Origin of the sequence: Pantoea sp. sgz302252 (assembly GCF_047713085.1) — a bacterium.
In the GTDB taxonomy this organism is placed as follows: domain Bacteria; phylum Pseudomonadota; class Gammaproteobacteria; order Enterobacterales; family Enterobacteriaceae; genus Scandinavium.
Genome location: NZ_JBLFJW010000007.1, coordinates 69,861 through 84,231 on the forward strand (window position 1 = coordinate 69,861; position 14,371 = coordinate 84,231).

The following is a 14,371-nucleotide window of genomic DNA, read 5'->3' on the forward strand; positions in this document are numbered from 1 at the left end:
CCACTATCAGGCAATCTGATAACACCAGCGCAAGCTGGTGCAAAAGTGAAACGCACCGTGCACTACGCTGGTGCGTTTTTGTTTCTGGCCTTGTGTCCGCTGTGCTTGCCCATCCGCTTTCCGACTCATTCCTCCCCCATAAAACGCCTCCACACTTCATGTAGTGGCCAGATTTTTATTTCTGGCACGCCGCTTGCTTTACCTCCTACGTGTTAGCCGCAGCCATTACCGAATTCTGACTGGAGGGGATCTATGAAGCTGGTTACCGTGGTAATCAAACCATTCAAACTCGAAGACGTGCGTGAAGCGCTGTCTTCCATTGGTATTCAGGGGCTGACCGTTACCGAAGTGAAAGGCTTCGGTCGTCAGAAGGGCCATGCCGAGCTGTACCGCGGTGCCGAATATAGCGTCAACTTCCTGCCTAAGGTGAAAATCGATGTCGCTATCGCCGATGACCAGCTTGAAGAGGTTATCGATGTGATCAGCAAAGCGGCCTACACCGGCAAAATTGGCGACGGCAAAATCTTCGTCGCCGAGCTGCAACGCGTTATTCGTATTCGTACCGGCGAAGCCGACGAAGCGGCACTGTAATTCTCAGACCACACAGTGATAGGGATCGAGAAAATGAATAAAGTACTGAAATTTGCCCCTGGTGTACTGGCTCTGCTGCCGGGTCTGGCGATGGCGGCTCCCGCTGTTGCTGACAAAGCGGATAACGCTTTTATGATGATCAGCACCGCGCTGGTGCTGTTTATGAGTATCCCTGGGATTGCGCTGTTTTACGGCGGCCTGATCCGCGGTAAAAACGTGCTCTCCATGCTGACGCAGGTCACGGTGTCCTTCGCACTGGTTTGCGTGCTGTGGGTGGTTTACGGTTACACCCTGGCGTTCGGGACCGGTGGGAATTTCTTCGGCAGCTTCGACTGGGTGATGCTGAAAGGCATTGAGCTGAAAGCGCTGATGGGCACCTTCTATCAGTACATCCACGTGGCGTTCCAGGGTTCGTTTGCCTGTATCACCGTTGGCCTGATTGTCGGTTCCCTTGCAGAACGTATTCGCTTCTCTGCGGTACTGATTTTCGTGGCCGTGTGGATGACCTTCTCCTATGTGCCAATCGCGCACATGGTCTGGGGCGGCGGCTTACTTGCAACACATGGCGCGCTGGATTTTGCAGGCGGTACCGTCGTGCATATCAACGCCGCAGTCGCGGGGCTGGTTGGTGCCTACCTCATCGGCAAACGCGCGGGCTTTGGCAAAGAAGCTTTCAAACCGCATAACCTGCCAATGGTCTTCACCGGCACCGCTATTCTGTATGTCGGCTGGTTTGGTTTCAACGCAGGTTCTGCAAGCTCAGCCAACGAAATTGCGGCACTGGCGTTCGTGAATACCGTTGTGGCAACCGCCGCAGCGATTCTGGCCTGGGTCTTCGGTGAGTGGGCTGTTCGCGGTAAACCTTCTCTGCTGGGAGCCTGTTCAGGTGCTATCGCTGGTCTGGTTGCGGTCACTCCGGCTTGTGGCTACATCGGGGTTGGCGGTTCGCTGATTGTTGGCATCGCGGCAGGTCTGGCGGGTCTGTGGGGTGTCACCGCACTGAAACGCTGGTTACGTGTAGATGACCCTTGCGATGTGTTCGGTGTTCACGGCGTGTGTGGGATTGTGGGTTGTATCCTGACCGGTATCTTCGCGGCGACTTCACTGGGCGGCGTGGGTTATGCCGAAGGTGTCACCATGGGCCATCAGGTGCTGGTACAGCTGGAAAGTGTCGCCATCACTATCGTCTGGTCTGCGGTTGTTGCCTTCATCGGCTACAAACTGGCTGACCTGACTGTGGGCCTGCGTGTACCGGAAGAGCAGGAGCGCGAGGGTCTGGACGTCAACAGCCATGGCGAGAATGCTTATAACGCCTAGGTAGACAGCAAGGCTCTCTCCTGGGGAGAGCCTTTAGTGTTTGCACCCTCGCCCTGTGGGAGAGGGGTTGGGGGAGAGGGCATCAGACAACTCAATCCTCGACGTTATCTCCATAGCGACGAAAGCCTCCGAATCGGAGGCTTTTGTTTTTTGGTGATATTGCCGGGCGGCACTGCGTTGGCCCGGCCTACTTTCCGGTTTGTAGGCCGGGTAAGCGTTAGCGCCACCCGGCAATCACGCAATATCAATTGCGGTTACGCATCACCCCTTCCTGCACCGTCGAAGCGACTAACACACCATCCTGGGTGTAAAACTCGCCGCGCACAAACCCGCGAGCGCTGGAGGCGGAAGTGCTTTCCACGCTATACAGCAGCCACTCATTCATATTGAACGGGCGATGGAACCACATGGAATGGTCGATAGTGGCGACCTGCATGCCTTTTTCGAGGAAGCCCACGCCGTGCGGCTGAAGGGCGACTGGCAGGAAATTGAAATCTGAGGCATAACCCAGCAGATACTGATGGACGCGGAAGTCGTCTGCGACGGTACCGTTCGCACGGATCCAGACCTGGCGAGTGGGTTCCGCCACATGGCCTTTTAAAGGGTTATGGAATTCGACCGGGCGAATCTCCAGCGGCTTATCGCACAGAAACTTCTCTTTGGCCTGCGGAGGGAGCAGATGTGCCAGCTTGCGTGCAATGTCTGTTTCCGAAGGCAGGGCATCTGGCGCAGGCGCAGGAGGCATCTGCTTTTGATGTTCATAACCGGATTCCGGTGCCTGGAAAGAGGCGGTCATATAGAAAATCGGTTTGCCATGCTGAATGGCGGCCACGCGGCGCGCGCTGAAGCTATTACCATCACGCAGCACTTCTACGTCATAGACAATCGGCTTCTGGCTGTCGCCCGGGCGTAAAAAGTAGCTGTGAAAGGAGTGAACGAGTCGGTCAGCAGGCACGGTTTCTTTCGCCGCATACAGCGCCTGACCGACGACCTGACCCCCGAATACCTGACGTAATCCCAGATCCTCACTCTGGCCGCGGAATAATCCCTCTTCGATTTTTTCCAGATTTAACAGGGCTAGCAGATTAGAGAGAGCCTGACTCATAAATGTCCTCAACAGGTAAAAAAAGCCACGGTGGAGCGCGGGAATAGCCACAGTATAACGCAGTTTGCGAAGTGGTCCGATGGGTGCAATAGTCTGAATAACGAGGCGAATACAGGCAAATATCTGAGATCTGTGCCACACTTAGCGCGTCACAAATGTTTTAACCACTCACTCTGGCAGGATATCATCCTGCGAGTGCATGGATGAAAAGGAGAACATAATGAAACTCGTGCACGTGTTAAGTGGTTTAGCGGTTGCGGTTGCGCTGTCGGCCTGCGCTCAGAAAAGTGCAGACATTCCGACACCTGCGCCAAGCCCGAACCCCTCTGCGGCTACACAGCCTGTTATCCAGCAGCCTAATGTTTCAGGTACTGCGTGGATCCGCCAGAAAGTGGCGCTGCCACCTGATGCCGTTCTGACGGTCATGCTGTCTGATGCTTCACTGGCCGATGCGCCATCGAAAGTGTTGTCACAGAAAGTGACCCGTACGGAAGGGAAACAGGCACCGTTCAGCTTCGTTCTGCCTTATAACCCGGCCGATATTCAGCCGAATGCTCGCATCCTGTTGAGTGCGGCCATCACTGTGAACGATAAGCTGGTGTTTATCACCGACACCGTTCAGCAGGTGATCAATAACGGTGGAACAAAAGCCGATCTGACGCTGGTGCCTGTTCAGTCGACTGCTGTGCCGGTGAATGAAACCGGTGGTGCGGCGACAACCGTTCCGTCCACTTCACCGACTCAGGTGAATCCGTCTTCGGCCGTTCCTGCTCCAACGCAGATGCCGTAATGACGTGAGCTCCTCCCTCCATTGCGAGGGAGGACTCAGTATTTCCAGCGGTACTTCAGCAAATCAACTTTTCCGCTTCCCGACACCTGAACGCCCTCAGACAACAGCGCCTGGCGCTGACGTTGCAAATCCGGCCCGGTAAGGGAAATAGTGCCCTGACTGTTGATCACCCGGTACCACGGCAGCGTCGAGCCTTCCGGCAGCCTGCGAAGCACGCCACCCACTTGTCGCGCCGCGCGGGGTGAACCTGCCAACCGTGCCACTTCACCGTACGTCGTTACAGACCCTTCCGGAATAGCAGCCACAATTTGCCAAACCCGCTGCGGGAATGAATCTTTAGGTTCCATTACTGCGTCCGAATTGCCAAAAAACACAGGATAAGTGACGCTCCTGACCTTGTGAAGCGCTCACTCGGGCTGCTGAACGGTAAATTCAAGCGCCAGGCCAATCACTTGCGTGGTTGTCGGGGCAAATTTATCCGGGCTGACGACCTGATTTTCCAGAAACTTGAGCTTTCGTGAGGCGGTGTTGATGATGAGTTTACCCCGCAGTTCCGGCAGTTCCTGAGTGCAAATCGGATAGATAACCCGACCAGATACCGCGACGGGGATCTGGCGCAAAGACACGTGATTCACCACGCCGAGCGAAGAGAAAAGCACCGCCACAGGCGTAACAAACAGCAACGGGCTGGGGCTGATGGTGACGAAATCCAGCAGCAGTTCAGGGCGCAAATAGTTCAGCCCCTGATGAGGAATGGTGGCTTCGTCGATAGCGGGCATCGGCAGCGTGAGTGTCTGAGGTGGTGTCTTGATCATTGTCATACCCTGAATGCTTCGAAAGATAAACAGAGTCTGCACGTTGTAGCCGGATTTGCTGGGAGCAGCTTCGCACTCTGCACATCCTGGCTTTCAGGTGCTGTACAGAAAGAATGGCGCAAAGATGGGCAATAAACCAGCATCCAGTCTGCAGCGGGTTGCAATTGCCGGGCTGCACAGGGATAATGCGCCAGCGCGTTAGGAATAACGCTCTCAATGGGGGCTCTGTTGGTTCTCCCGCAACGCTACTCTGTTCACCAGGTCAGGTCCGGAAGGAAGCAGCCAGGGCAGACGACGTGTGTGCCGGGATGTAGCTGGCAGGGCCCCCACCCATTCGTGCTCCCCCAAAAATCTTCATGCTTCACCTCTTTGCTTCGTGCGCTTTTTATCCGTTCTCTACAATGTAGCGTGCACCCTCAGAGCAAAGATAAATGTTAAATTAACGGTGAAAAGTTAAGCTATGCTAATCCCATTACTCAATAGTTTGTCATGCCACTGAAATATTACTGTCATATAAATGTCATTTTATAGGCGGACAATAAAAATGGGTAATTATTAAGTTAACGATTATGAAAAATTTATTTCTGGATCGTTTTGTTATGTTCATGTATTAATTATCTGAATTTATTGCACGGGAAACGTGAACATGAGTACTGCAGTACTGAATGTAAAAATTGATGGCGATCTGAAAGAGCAATTACGGCATTACGCGGAAGTCCATAACGAGACCCTGAGCGCGGCAACACAGAAGCTGTTACAGCTTGCGTTCGACAAGGAGGTTGCGGCGGGAGTATCCGAAGATGAGGTCGACAGCCAGCATACCGAAGAAGAATCATCACCTCTTACTCCTAAAGAAATCAAAGCACTACGCAAACTTTTGAAGAAGAGAAAATGAAACAACAACTCTCAACGGCCAGCACTTATGGCGAAGCCTGTGAACTGCTGCGTTCCGGTTATGTTAAGCATGTGCGTTTGAACTGGAATGTGGGCAGCGATGAGTTTTTCCGCATCGCTTCTGACTGGTGTGATACCGGTGCAAAAATTAAAAAAGATGGCGACAGTTTTATTATTTCCTTGAAAGGTTTCCCGATCCCACGCCAGCATTAATAAAACTGCCAACATCTTGTCATGTTGCGGACATCTGAATCCAGGATGATGTTTTGCAATAAGAAAGACATGATCATCTCATATCATCATGGACGATATTTTTAGACGAGCCATCGTTAATGCTGGCTCGTCGTTATTTTATTATATTATTTTCCGTGTACGTAAATTATTCTGCTGACCGTTCAGAGAATTCCAGAGGGGTTGCAGCGCCTTAAAAGCAACACGCAGCGTTTCGTCGTCATGGGTGAAGGGCAGACGAAGCCAGCGATCGAAAGCGCCCGCCAGCCCAAAACGGGTACCCGTTCCCAAATGAATACCGATGCCTTCGGCGCGAGCGGCAAACAGCGTTGCCAGCATATCCGGCAGTTCCACCCAAAATGACAGGCCACCTTCAGGCTGCTCATAACGCCATTGTGGAAAATACTCCGCCATTAATGCACTGCACATGTCCCGTCGAGTCGCCAGCATCTGGCGGCGCTGGGACAGCAAATCCTCGCTGTTTTCCAGCAGCCAGCAGGTGGCGAGCTGCTCCAGGATCGGCGAACCCAAATCGAGTGTGTCACGCGCCTGAATCAGCGATGCAATTGTGCGAGTGGATGCTCTGATCCAACCCAGCCGTAATCCGCCCCAAAAGCTTTTTCCTGCCGAACCCAGCGTGATGATTTGCGCCTGAGAATTAAACGCAGCGAGCGGTGGCGGCGGCGGGGCGTTGAACCACAAATCGACCATCGTTTCATCCACCACCAGAGCAGTACGCGTTTTCGCAGCCAGGTCAGCAATCGCCTGTCGCGTAGCGCTGTCCATGCACCGCCCTGTGGGGTTATGAAAATCGGGCATCAGGTAAGCCAGTCTTGGCGCGGTTTGCGCTATGGTGGCCGCTAACCCTCCCACGTCCCAACCCTGATGGGGAAGTGCAACGCTGACAGGACGGCAAGATGCGCCCTGAATGGCTGCAATCGCCAGCGGGTAAGTCGGGTTTTCCACGACCACCCGATCGCCCGGCCCGGTCAGTAAACGCAGGATCAGTGCCAGCCCGCTGACGGCACCATTGACCACCATGATTTCATCCGCTCGGGTAGGCAGCCCACGTTGGCAATAGCGCTTTGCGATAGCTTCCCGCAGCGCGGGTAATCCTTGCTGATCGTAACCCGTGCTGGCGAGATGTTCGGGCAGAGCGGCCATTGCGTGGCTGTAGGCCTGATGGATTTCAGGCCCGGCGCTCAAAGCCGCGGTGGAAAGATCCAATGACTGAGCGGCGCTCATTCGGGTCGGCACCTGAGGATGGTGAGCGGGTAGCATGACCTGCGATCCGCTACCGTGACGGCTGACGATAAATCCTTCTTCACGCAAGTGGGCAAGGGCGCTGGCAATCGTCGTTCGACTGACCTGTAGCGCGCTTGCCAGTTCACGTTCGCCGGGCAGACGGCTGTCCAGCGCCAGACGACCGTCCAGAATCAAAAGACGCAGCGCTTCAGCCAGCTGTCGCCAGAGCGGCATACGAGAAGGGCTTTCCTGCCAGTGGCCCAATAAGCTCACCAGCGACTGACTTCCGGAACGACGTTGAGGCATAGCAGTCCACTTTTATAAAACTGGTCATTAATAATAAGTCCATTTTTAACGATGATGCGGTTTTCAGCAATCCATCGTGAGGTTTTTATGCTGCGCCGTTTAGTTCAGCTGTATGTCGGGCTTTGTCTGTATGGGATTTCCACCGCGATGTTTGTCCGTGCGGATCTCGGGGCCGATCCTTGGGATGTGTTTCACCTTGGCGTCGGGAAAGTCTTTTCGTTGGATATTGGCACGGTGATGATCCTCACCGGCGCGCTGGTGTTGCTGCTGTGGATCCCGATTCGCCAACGCCCTGGACTGGGCACCATCAGCAATGTGATTGTGTTGGGTCTGGCGGCCAATGCCACGATGGCTGTTTTGCACACGCCGGATTCGCTGTGGTTAAAAGCGGTGTTGATGGTGGCCGCTGTCGTGCTAAATGCGCTGGCAACAGGCATGTACATCGGCGCAGGATTTGGTCCGGGGCCGCGCGATGGGTTAATGACCGGCCTGCACGCCCGCACGGGCTGGTCGCTTCGTGGCATCCGCACCACCATTGAGTTGACCGTGCTGGTGATTGGCTATCTGCTCGGCGGCAGCGTGGGGGTCGGCACGCTGGTTTATGCCCTGGCGATTGGCCCCTTGATTCAGCTCTGCTTGCCCTGGTTTCGCACTTTACCCACAGCAGAATCTGTCGCCGCAAAGGTGAAAGCAGTTAGCTAAATTTGCGAAGCGCTCACAGTCAGAGTAAGGCTTTTCAGGTACACTGAGTGCATCTCTGACTGGAAGCTGCATTTGATGAAACCCACAACGCTCTACGATGTCGCTCGCCTCGCGGGTGTGTCCTACCAGACTGTCTCCCGCGTCATTAACCAGGCGGAGCACGTTTCTGCTCGTACGCGAGAGAAAGTTCAGCACGCCATGGCTGAACTGAATTACGTGCCCAACCGGGGCGCGCAGCTGCTGGCTGGAAAACATCAACCCACTCTGGGGTTAATCACCGCCGATCTGGCATTACACGCGCCATCGCAAATTGCCTCCGCAGTAAAAACTCGGGCCACTGAGAAAGGGTATGCCGTGTTGATTTCGATGGTTGCCAGCCATCAGCCGAGTGATTGCGCCCTGGCGATGCAGGAGTTGCTGGCGCAGCGTGTCGATGGGCTGGTGATCAACGTGCCGCTGGAAAATGCAGCCGCAAAACAGCTTCGCGAGCTGGCTGCGCCGTTACCGGTGCTCTTCCTGGATGTGGGTGAACAGGCTCAGGTCAATAGTCTGGTGTTTGATGCTGTTCAGGGCGCGGCGCTGGGCGTTGAACATCTGCTGGCGGAAGGGCATCGCAAAATAGCGTTATTGGCGGGGCCGAAAACCTCTGTTTCAGCGCGTGCGAGGCTGGAGGGTTGGCTGCACACGCTTCGAAATGCAGGCTTAGAGGCCGCTGCAATTGCAGAAGGAGACTGGAGCGCACAATCGGGCTTCGAAAAAGCGCACAGCTTGCTTGCCGGTGCACCGCGCCCAGAGGCCATTCTGGTGGGCAACGATCAGATGGCGCTTGGCGTACTTCGTGCCTGTGCCGAAAAGGGGATTTCTGTCCCGCATCAATTATCGGTTATCGGTTATGACGACACCACGGACAGCGCCTGGTTTACGCCGCCGTTAACCACCGTTCGGCAGGCTTTTCGCGAGGCCGGTGAGAAGGCTGTCGATTGGCTGATTGATTCACATCGCGGGGAAACCTCAGCCAGCCAAACTCGTTTGCCCGTCTCGCTGATCGTGCGTGGATCAACCTCTCGAATGAGTCAGACGACATCGCAGGATCTGGCTGAACGTTTTCAGGCACTGGCAGAAATGGCCAACAAGCTTGGGCTGCGCTAAACGCTTTGTGATCCTCCTCGCTTCCTGCTGATCTGATCCTTTACGGGCACAGGATAACGATGCACTCTCAGTTAAAATTGTGAGCGCTTCGCAAAAGAGGTTTACTGATGCAATCTGCTACCCAAATTCTGGCTTCGTTACTGGCTCGTCGTGACTGGGAAAACCCAGGCGTGACCCAATGGCACCGTTTACCTGCTCATGCGCCGATGTTTAGCTGGCGTCACGAAGAAGAGGCCCGGCGCGATGAAGCTTCCACTTCACGCTTGCTGCTAAACGGCGAGTGGCGGTTTAGCTTTTTTACTCGCCCGGAAGCGGTGCCTGAAAGCTGGCTCGAAAAGGATTTACCTGAGGCAGTTGCCATGCCCGTGCCCTCAAACTGGCAGATGCAAGGGTTTGATATCCCGATTTATACCAACGTGACCTATCCCATTCCCGTCACGCCGCCGCAGGTGCCAGAAGAAAACCCGACAGGCTGTTATTCCCGTGAATTTGAGGTGCCGGAAGCCTGGCTGGCGGAAGGGCAGACGCGCATTATCCTCGACGGCGTGAACTCCGCTTTTTATTTATGGTGCAACGGCCTGTGGGTCGGCTATTCCCAGGACAGCCGTTTGCCCGCGGAATTTGACCTCAGCCCTGGGCTGGTGGCCGGACGAAACCGGCTGACCGTGCTGGTGCTGCGCTGGTGTGATGGCAGCTATCTTGAAGATCAGGATATGTGGCGGATGAGCGGCATTTTTCGCGATGTCACTCTGCTGCACAAACCGGTGACGCGCATCGCCGACTATCACCTCTCAACCCGGCTTAACGAAGATTTCACCCACGGCGTGGTGGAACTTGAGGTCACGCTGGAAGGTGAGGCGTACGCTCGTTCCGTTGTAGAAGCCGTGCTTTGGCGCGATGGCGTTGAGGTTGGAAGCGTGAGCCAACACCCCGGCAGCGATATCGTGGATGAGCGCGGAAATTGGACTGAACGCCTTCATCTGAACCTTCCCGTAGCGCAGCCTGCATTGTGGAGCGCTGAGCTTCCCGAGCTGTATCGGCTGACGCTGACGCTAAAAAATGCGCAGGGCGATGCTCTGGAAACAGAAGCTTGTGACGTCGGTTTTCGCAAGGTGGAAATTGCTGATGGCTTGCTGAAGCTCAACGGTAAGCCCTTGCTTATCCGTGGCGTGAACCGGCATGAACATCATCCGCTCACCGGGCAAGCCGTGGATGAGGCCACGATGGTTCAGGACATTCTGCTGATGAAGCAGAACAACTTTAATGCCGTGCGCTGCTCGCATTATCCTAATCATCCGCAGTGGTATCGGCTGTGCGATCGCTACGGCCTGTATGTGGTGGATGAAGCCAATATCGAAACCCATGGCATGGTGCCGATGAGTCGCCTGGCGGACGATCCGCGCTGGCTCCCTGCAATGAGCGAACGCGTGACGCGGATGGTCGCCCGCGATCGCAATCACCCGTCGATAATTATCTGGTCGCTGGGCAATGAATCCGGGCATGGCGCGAACCACGATGCGCTCTATCGTTGGATCAAAACCACCGATCCAACCCGTCCGGTGCAGTATGAAGGCGGCGGTGCAAATACCGCCGCAACGGATATTGTTTGCCCGATGTATGCTCGCGTCGATCAGGATCAGCCTTTCCCGGCGGTGCCAAAATGGTCGCTGAAAAAGTGGATCGGTTTGCCTGGTGAATATCGCCCGCTGATCCTTTGTGAATATGCGCATGCCATGGGCAATAGCTTTGGTGGTTTTGCCAAATACTGGCAGGCGTTTCGCGACTTTCCTCGTTTGCAGGGCGGTTTTGTCTGGGATTGGGTCGATCAGGCTTTGTGCAAAACAGACGCCGAGGGCAAGACGTTTTGGGCTTACGGCGGCGATTTCGGCGATACGCCAAACGATCGCCAGTTCTGCATGAACGGGCTGGTGTTCCCGGATCGCAGCCCGCATCCTGCGCTTTACGAGGCCAGGCGCGCGCAGCAGTTCTTCCAGTTCCGTTTGCTGTCCACTTCACCGCTTCAGATTGAAGTGACCAGTGAGTACCTTTTCCGTCATAGCGATAACGAAAAATTACGCTGGTGGCTGGCCTGTGAGGGCGAAACGCTGGCAGAAGGCGAAAGGGCGCTTGATGTCGAAGCGGAAGGCCAGCAACGGTTTGAGTTGCCAGAGTTTACGATGCCAGAAAACGGTGGAGAGATATGGCTCAACGTCGAAGTGTGGCAGCAGGAAGCCACCGCCTGGTCTGATGCCAACCATCTTTGTGCCTGGGATCAGTGGCTGTTGCCTTCGCCACTTGCCCTGCCAAAACCACTCGCCCACGGCACGGCTTCACGTTTGAATGAAACGGAAGCGGCTTTTAGCATCACGCACGGCGATCAGCGCTGGCAATTCAGTCGCCAGAGTGGCGATCTCAGCCAGTGGTGGCGCAACGAACAGCCCGCTTTGCTTGCACCGCTGACCGATAATTTTACCCGTGCGCCGCTGGATAACGACATTGGTGTGAGCGAGGCCACGCGTATCGATCCGAATGCCTGGGTTGAACGCTGGAAGGCGGCGGGCATGTACGCGATGACGCCGCATTTACTGCTGTGCGAAGCTCAGGAACAAGGCAATGACGTGGTGGTGATGACTCGCCACGCCTGGCAGCACGGTGACAAGACGCTGTTCATTTCTGATAAACGCTGGCGTATCGACGGGCAGGGCGAACTGCACGCAGAAATAGACGTGTCCGTGGCAAGTGATATTCCCGAACCTGCGCGTATCGGCCTGAGCTGCCAGCTAGCGGCATCGGCCAATGAGGTGACGTGGCAGGGGCTTGGCCCTCATGAGAATTACCCCGACCGTAAACTGGCAGCACGGCAGGGTCGCTGGACGTTACCGTTGGAAGCGCTGCACACGCCGTATATTTTCCCGAGTGAGAACGGGCTGCGTTGTGATACGCGCGAAGTGCAATATGCCGATCATTGCCTGCGCGGGTTGTTCCATTTTGGCCTGAGTCGCTACAGCCAAAAACAGCTTCATGAAACCACGCATCAGCACTTGCTACGCGAAGAAGCGGGCTGCTGGCTAAATCTCGATGCGTTTCATATGGGCGTCGGTGGGGATGATTCCTGGAGTCCGAGTGTGTCGCCAGAGTTCCTTTTGCCGACGCGCCGCCTGCGTTATGCGTTCAGCTGGCGTCGCGACTAAACTTATCAACGCCGGACGCGGTCAGACCCGCTGGCCGCGCCGTTCACTTCGGAGGTTATCTCATGAAGTATGTTGATGGTTTTGTCGTTGCCGTGCCGGCGGACAAAAAGGAGGAGTATCTGGCGCTGGCGGCAAAGGCGGCACCGCTGTTTAAAGAGTTTGGTGCCACTCGCGTGGTGGAGTGCTGGACGGACGATGTCCCCGCGGGAAACCTGACTGATTTTCGCATGGCGGTCAAAGCTGAAGACAGCGAAGAGGTGGTGTTCAGCTGGATTGAGTATCCGTCGAAAGAGGTTCGGGATGCTGCCAACGCGAAGATGATGGCCGATCCACGGATGAAAGAGATGGGTGAAAGCATGCCATTTGACGGTAAACGCATGATCTATGGCGGCTTCGCGCCGATTCTCGACGAGTAATCCTTCCCGGCTGTGCGGCGTGCCGCCAGCCGTTTTCGTTTCAGGCCTGCCTCAGACTGGCTTCCGCCCACGCAATAAACGCCTCTTTCGGCAGCGCTTTGCTGTAAAGCCATCCCTGACCAAACTGCACGTCATGCGCTTCCAGCCAGTCCGCCTGAGACTGGGTTTCCACGCCTTCGGCAATCATCGACAGATTCAACGTTTTGGCTATCTCGATAACGTGCGGTGTCAGGCTGGTAAAGGCCTGCGGGTCGACAAAGGCTTTGTCGATTTTGAGCGTATCGACCTGCAAATCTTTCAAAAAGCTCAGGCTGGAGTAGCCGGTGCCAAAGTCATCGATATAAATCGCGTGCCCGGCTTCACGGAATTGACTCAGCCGAGCTGACGAACGTTGAGGATCAATAAAACTGCGCTCTGTCAGTTCAAGCGCAATCTGCGATGGCGAGATTCCATATTCCAGCAGCTTATGGAACAGCAATGCTGAAAATGACGGTGAGTTGAGATCGCGGGGATCTAAGTTCACTGAGATATGAAGCTGCGGGTGATGTTTCAGCCAGGCTCCCAAATCTTCAAAAATCTTCTCAATCACCAGTTCGGTGAGGTCTGTAATCAACCCGGCTTGTTCAGCGATTGGAATGAAAATGTCGGGTGACAAAAAGGTACCGTCCGGCTGCGGCCAGCGGGCAAGCGCTTCTGCCCCGACAATTTTCTTTGTCTTCAGTGAGACCACCGGCTGGTAATAAACCTCAAGGGTCCTGTTTTTGATGGCGTCCTGAATTCTGTGCCACGGCAGTTGTGTGCGTCGAACCATCCAGATAATCAGCCCTGCGCCCGCCAGACTGATAAAAATGCCTACCGGCAGCCAGATAAATAACTGGCGATGCCAGCTTTCTGCGAGGGGAACCGTGGAGGCCCAGACCACCAGCGAGATGCCCAGTTCCGGATAATCGCGCAGGTTGTACATCATGCCCTGGTGTTCAAACACCCGTAATCCATCACGGCGGGCGTTTTCCCACAGCTGAGGTGTTAAGTCGGCATTTTGCGCGATGATATGCCCGCTACGGGTGGCAATCAGTGCAGCATTAATGTTCCACGATGAGAAAGGAAGCACGTCGACAAAGGCCGTGGGATCAACCATCACCATATAATGCTCGTTGGCGAGCGCAACCATGGCATGCTTGATACCCAGGTCGTTATCGGTGGTCAGCCAGACGCGGTAGCCATCGTGAGTATGGCCGAAGGTCGAGGGGAACCCGATCTCAGCGCTGCGCTTTTCCATCGATGAACAGCGGGGCTGCAATCCGTCGAGCCACAGCACTTCCTGAACATCACGCCAGGTGTAAGCGATACGGCGCATCGCCATTAAATGTTCGTCACTGCAAGGCGTGCCCTGGAACTGGCTGATGACCTGAATAGCTTGTTTCGCCTGGTCAGCCACCTGCTGAGAACGCTGGATGACACGCTCGCCATACGCATCGAGCGTGTAGGTAAAATCCTTTTGTGCCTGATAATGCGCCAGCCAGATGCTCAGGGTGACAGGCAGCAGCACGACCAGAAACAGCACGGTGATGACAAGCGCAATCAACCGGGTATTTGTCATAGCCTGCTTTCCTTTCAGC

Annotated in this window: 14 protein-coding genes and 1 other RNA gene; 10 read left to right on the plus strand and 5 right to left on the minus strand. The window is 55.2% G+C overall.

The window, feature by feature from the left end; genetic code table 11:
• The first annotated feature begins 252 nt into the window (after positions 1–252).
• Complete coding sequence (glnK, locus tag ACLW56_RS07325; RefSeq protein WP_097161518.1) at positions 253–591, plus strand: P-II family nitrogen regulator; 339 nt, start codon at positions 253–255, stop codon at positions 589–591.
• Positions 592–624: 33 nt separating this feature from the next.
• Entirely contained in the window at positions 625–1,908 is a 1,284-nt protein-coding gene (amtB, locus tag ACLW56_RS07330; RefSeq protein ID WP_330983136.1) for an ammonium transporter AmtB, read from the plus strand.
• Between the two features lie 244 nt (positions 1,909–2,152).
• On the opposite strand, the gene tesB is transcribed toward amtB, so the two are convergent.
• Positions 2,153–3,013 carry an acyl-CoA thioesterase II gene (tesB, locus tag ACLW56_RS07335; RefSeq protein ID WP_330983137.1) on the minus strand — a complete coding sequence of 287 codons (861 nt, stop codon included), beginning with the start codon at positions 3,011–3,013 and terminating at the stop codon, positions 2,153–2,155.
• Between the two features lie 220 nt (positions 3,014–3,233).
• Between tesB and ACLW56_RS07340 the strand changes: the two genes are divergently transcribed.
• The gene (locus ACLW56_RS07340; protein WP_330983138.1) at positions 3,234–3,803 is read left to right on the plus strand and encodes a YbaY family lipoprotein; all 570 of its coding nucleotides are present in this window, start codon (positions 3,234–3,236) and stop codon (positions 3,801–3,803) included.
• Positions 3,804–3,838: 35 nt separating this feature from the next.
• Here ACLW56_RS07340 and ACLW56_RS07345 read toward each other — a convergent pair whose 3' ends face one another.
• Both ACLW56_RS07345 and ACLW56_RS07350 read right to left on the minus strand, forming a co-directional pair.
• The gene (locus ACLW56_RS07345) at positions 3,839–4,150 is read right to left on the minus strand and encodes an MGMT family protein (RefSeq protein WP_330983139.1); all 312 of its coding nucleotides are present in this window, start codon (positions 4,148–4,150) and stop codon (positions 3,839–3,841) included.
• Between the two features lie 60 nt (positions 4,151–4,210).
• On the minus strand, positions 4,211–4,618 hold the full coding sequence (locus ACLW56_RS07350; protein WP_330983140.1) for a dTDP-glucose pyrophosphorylase: 408 nt from the start codon (positions 4,616–4,618) through the stop codon (positions 4,211–4,213).
• Positions 4,619–4,844: 226 nt separating this feature from the next.
• Between ACLW56_RS07350 and ffs the strand changes: the two genes are divergently transcribed.
• From ffs to ACLW56_RS07365, 3 genes are all read left to right on the plus strand, one after another.
• Positions 4,845–4,941, plus strand: an RNA gene (gene ffs / locus ACLW56_RS07355) — signal recognition particle sRNA small type.
• Between the two features lie 323 nt (positions 4,942–5,264).
• On the plus strand, positions 5,265–5,513 hold the full coding sequence (locus ACLW56_RS07360; RefSeq protein WP_330983141.1) for a hypothetical protein: 249 nt from the start codon (positions 5,265–5,267) through the stop codon (positions 5,511–5,513).
• Positions 5,510–5,725, plus strand: a complete 216-nt coding sequence (locus ACLW56_RS07365) for a hypothetical protein (RefSeq protein WP_330983142.1) — start codon at positions 5,510–5,512, stop codon at positions 5,723–5,725. The genes ACLW56_RS07360 and ACLW56_RS07365 overlap by 4 nt, the downstream gene beginning before the upstream one ends.
• A gap of 141 nt (positions 5,726–5,866) precedes the next feature.
• On the opposite strand, the gene ACLW56_RS07370 is transcribed toward ACLW56_RS07365, so the two are convergent.
• Positions 5,867–7,294: a PLP-dependent aminotransferase family protein gene (locus tag ACLW56_RS07370; protein ID WP_330983143.1), complete on the minus strand. Its 1,428-nt coding sequence runs from the start codon at positions 7,292–7,294 to the stop codon at positions 5,867–5,869.
• 87 nt (positions 7,295–7,381) lie between these two features.
• Between ACLW56_RS07370 and ACLW56_RS07375 the strand changes: the two genes are divergently transcribed.
• The 4 genes from ACLW56_RS07375 (at position 7,382) to ACLW56_RS07390 (ending at position 12,752) form a co-directional block, all read left to right on the plus strand.
• Entirely contained in the window at positions 7,382–7,996 is a 615-nt protein-coding gene (locus ACLW56_RS07375) for a hypothetical protein (RefSeq protein WP_330983144.1), read from the plus strand.
• Positions 7,997–8,071: 75 nt separating this feature from the next.
• Positions 8,072–9,145: a LacI family DNA-binding transcriptional regulator gene (locus ACLW56_RS07380; protein ID WP_330983145.1), complete on the plus strand. Its 1,074-nt coding sequence runs from the start codon at positions 8,072–8,074 to the stop codon at positions 9,143–9,145.
• Positions 9,146–9,252: 107 nt separating this feature from the next.
• Complete coding sequence (locus tag ACLW56_RS07385; RefSeq protein WP_330983146.1) at positions 9,253–12,336, plus strand: beta-galactosidase; 3,084 nt, start codon at positions 9,253–9,255, stop codon at positions 12,334–12,336.
• A 62-nt stretch (positions 12,337–12,398) separates the two neighbouring features.
• A complete protein-coding gene (locus ACLW56_RS07390) occupies positions 12,399–12,752 on the plus strand; it encodes a DUF1428 domain-containing protein (protein ID WP_330983147.1) in 354 nt (117 codons plus the stop codon).
• 40 nt (positions 12,753–12,792) lie between these two features.
• On the opposite strand, the gene ACLW56_RS07395 is transcribed toward ACLW56_RS07390, so the two are convergent.
• Entirely contained in the window at positions 12,793–14,352 is a 1,560-nt protein-coding gene (locus ACLW56_RS07395; protein WP_330983148.1) for an EAL domain-containing protein, read from the minus strand.
• Positions 14,353–14,371 lie beyond the last annotated feature (19 nt).

Coding starts and splice junctions, on each gene's coding strand:
- glnK (WP_097161518.1), top strand. CDS start 253: ATGAAGCTGGTTACCGTGGTAATCAAACCATTCAAACTCGAAGACGTG.
- amtB (WP_330983136.1), top strand. CDS start 625: ATGAATAAAGTACTGAAATTTGCCCCTGGTGTACTGGCTCTGCTGCCG.
- tesB (WP_330983137.1), bottom strand. CDS start 3,013: ATGAGTCAGGCTCTCTCTAATCTGCTAGCCCTGTTAAATCTGGAAAAA.
- ACLW56_RS07340 (WP_330983138.1), top strand. CDS start 3,234: ATGAAACTCGTGCACGTGTTAAGTGGTTTAGCGGTTGCGGTTGCGCTG.
- ACLW56_RS07345 (WP_330983139.1), bottom strand. CDS start 4,150: ATGGAACCTAAAGATTCATTCCCGCAGCGGGTTTGGCAAATTGTGGCT.
- ACLW56_RS07350 (WP_330983140.1), bottom strand. CDS start 4,618: ATGATCAAGACACCACCTCAGACACTCACGCTGCCGATGCCCGCTATC.
- ACLW56_RS07360 (WP_330983141.1), top strand. CDS start 5,265: ATGAGTACTGCAGTACTGAATGTAAAAATTGATGGCGATCTGAAAGAG.
- ACLW56_RS07365 (WP_330983142.1), top strand. CDS start 5,510: ATGAAACAACAACTCTCAACGGCCAGCACTTATGGCGAAGCCTGTGAA.
- ACLW56_RS07370 (WP_330983143.1), bottom strand. CDS start 7,294: ATGCCTCAACGTCGTTCCGGAAGTCAGTCGCTGGTGAGCTTATTGGGC.
- ACLW56_RS07375 (WP_330983144.1), top strand. CDS start 7,382: ATGCTGCGCCGTTTAGTTCAGCTGTATGTCGGGCTTTGTCTGTATGGG.
- ACLW56_RS07380 (WP_330983145.1), top strand. CDS start 8,072: ATGAAACCCACAACGCTCTACGATGTCGCTCGCCTCGCGGGTGTGTCC.
- ACLW56_RS07385 (WP_330983146.1), top strand. CDS start 9,253: ATGCAATCTGCTACCCAAATTCTGGCTTCGTTACTGGCTCGTCGTGAC.
- ACLW56_RS07390 (WP_330983147.1), top strand. CDS start 12,399: ATGAAGTATGTTGATGGTTTTGTCGTTGCCGTGCCGGCGGACAAAAAG.
- ACLW56_RS07395 (WP_330983148.1), bottom strand. CDS start 14,352: ATGACAAATACCCGGTTGATTGCGCTTGTCATCACCGTGCTGTTTCTG.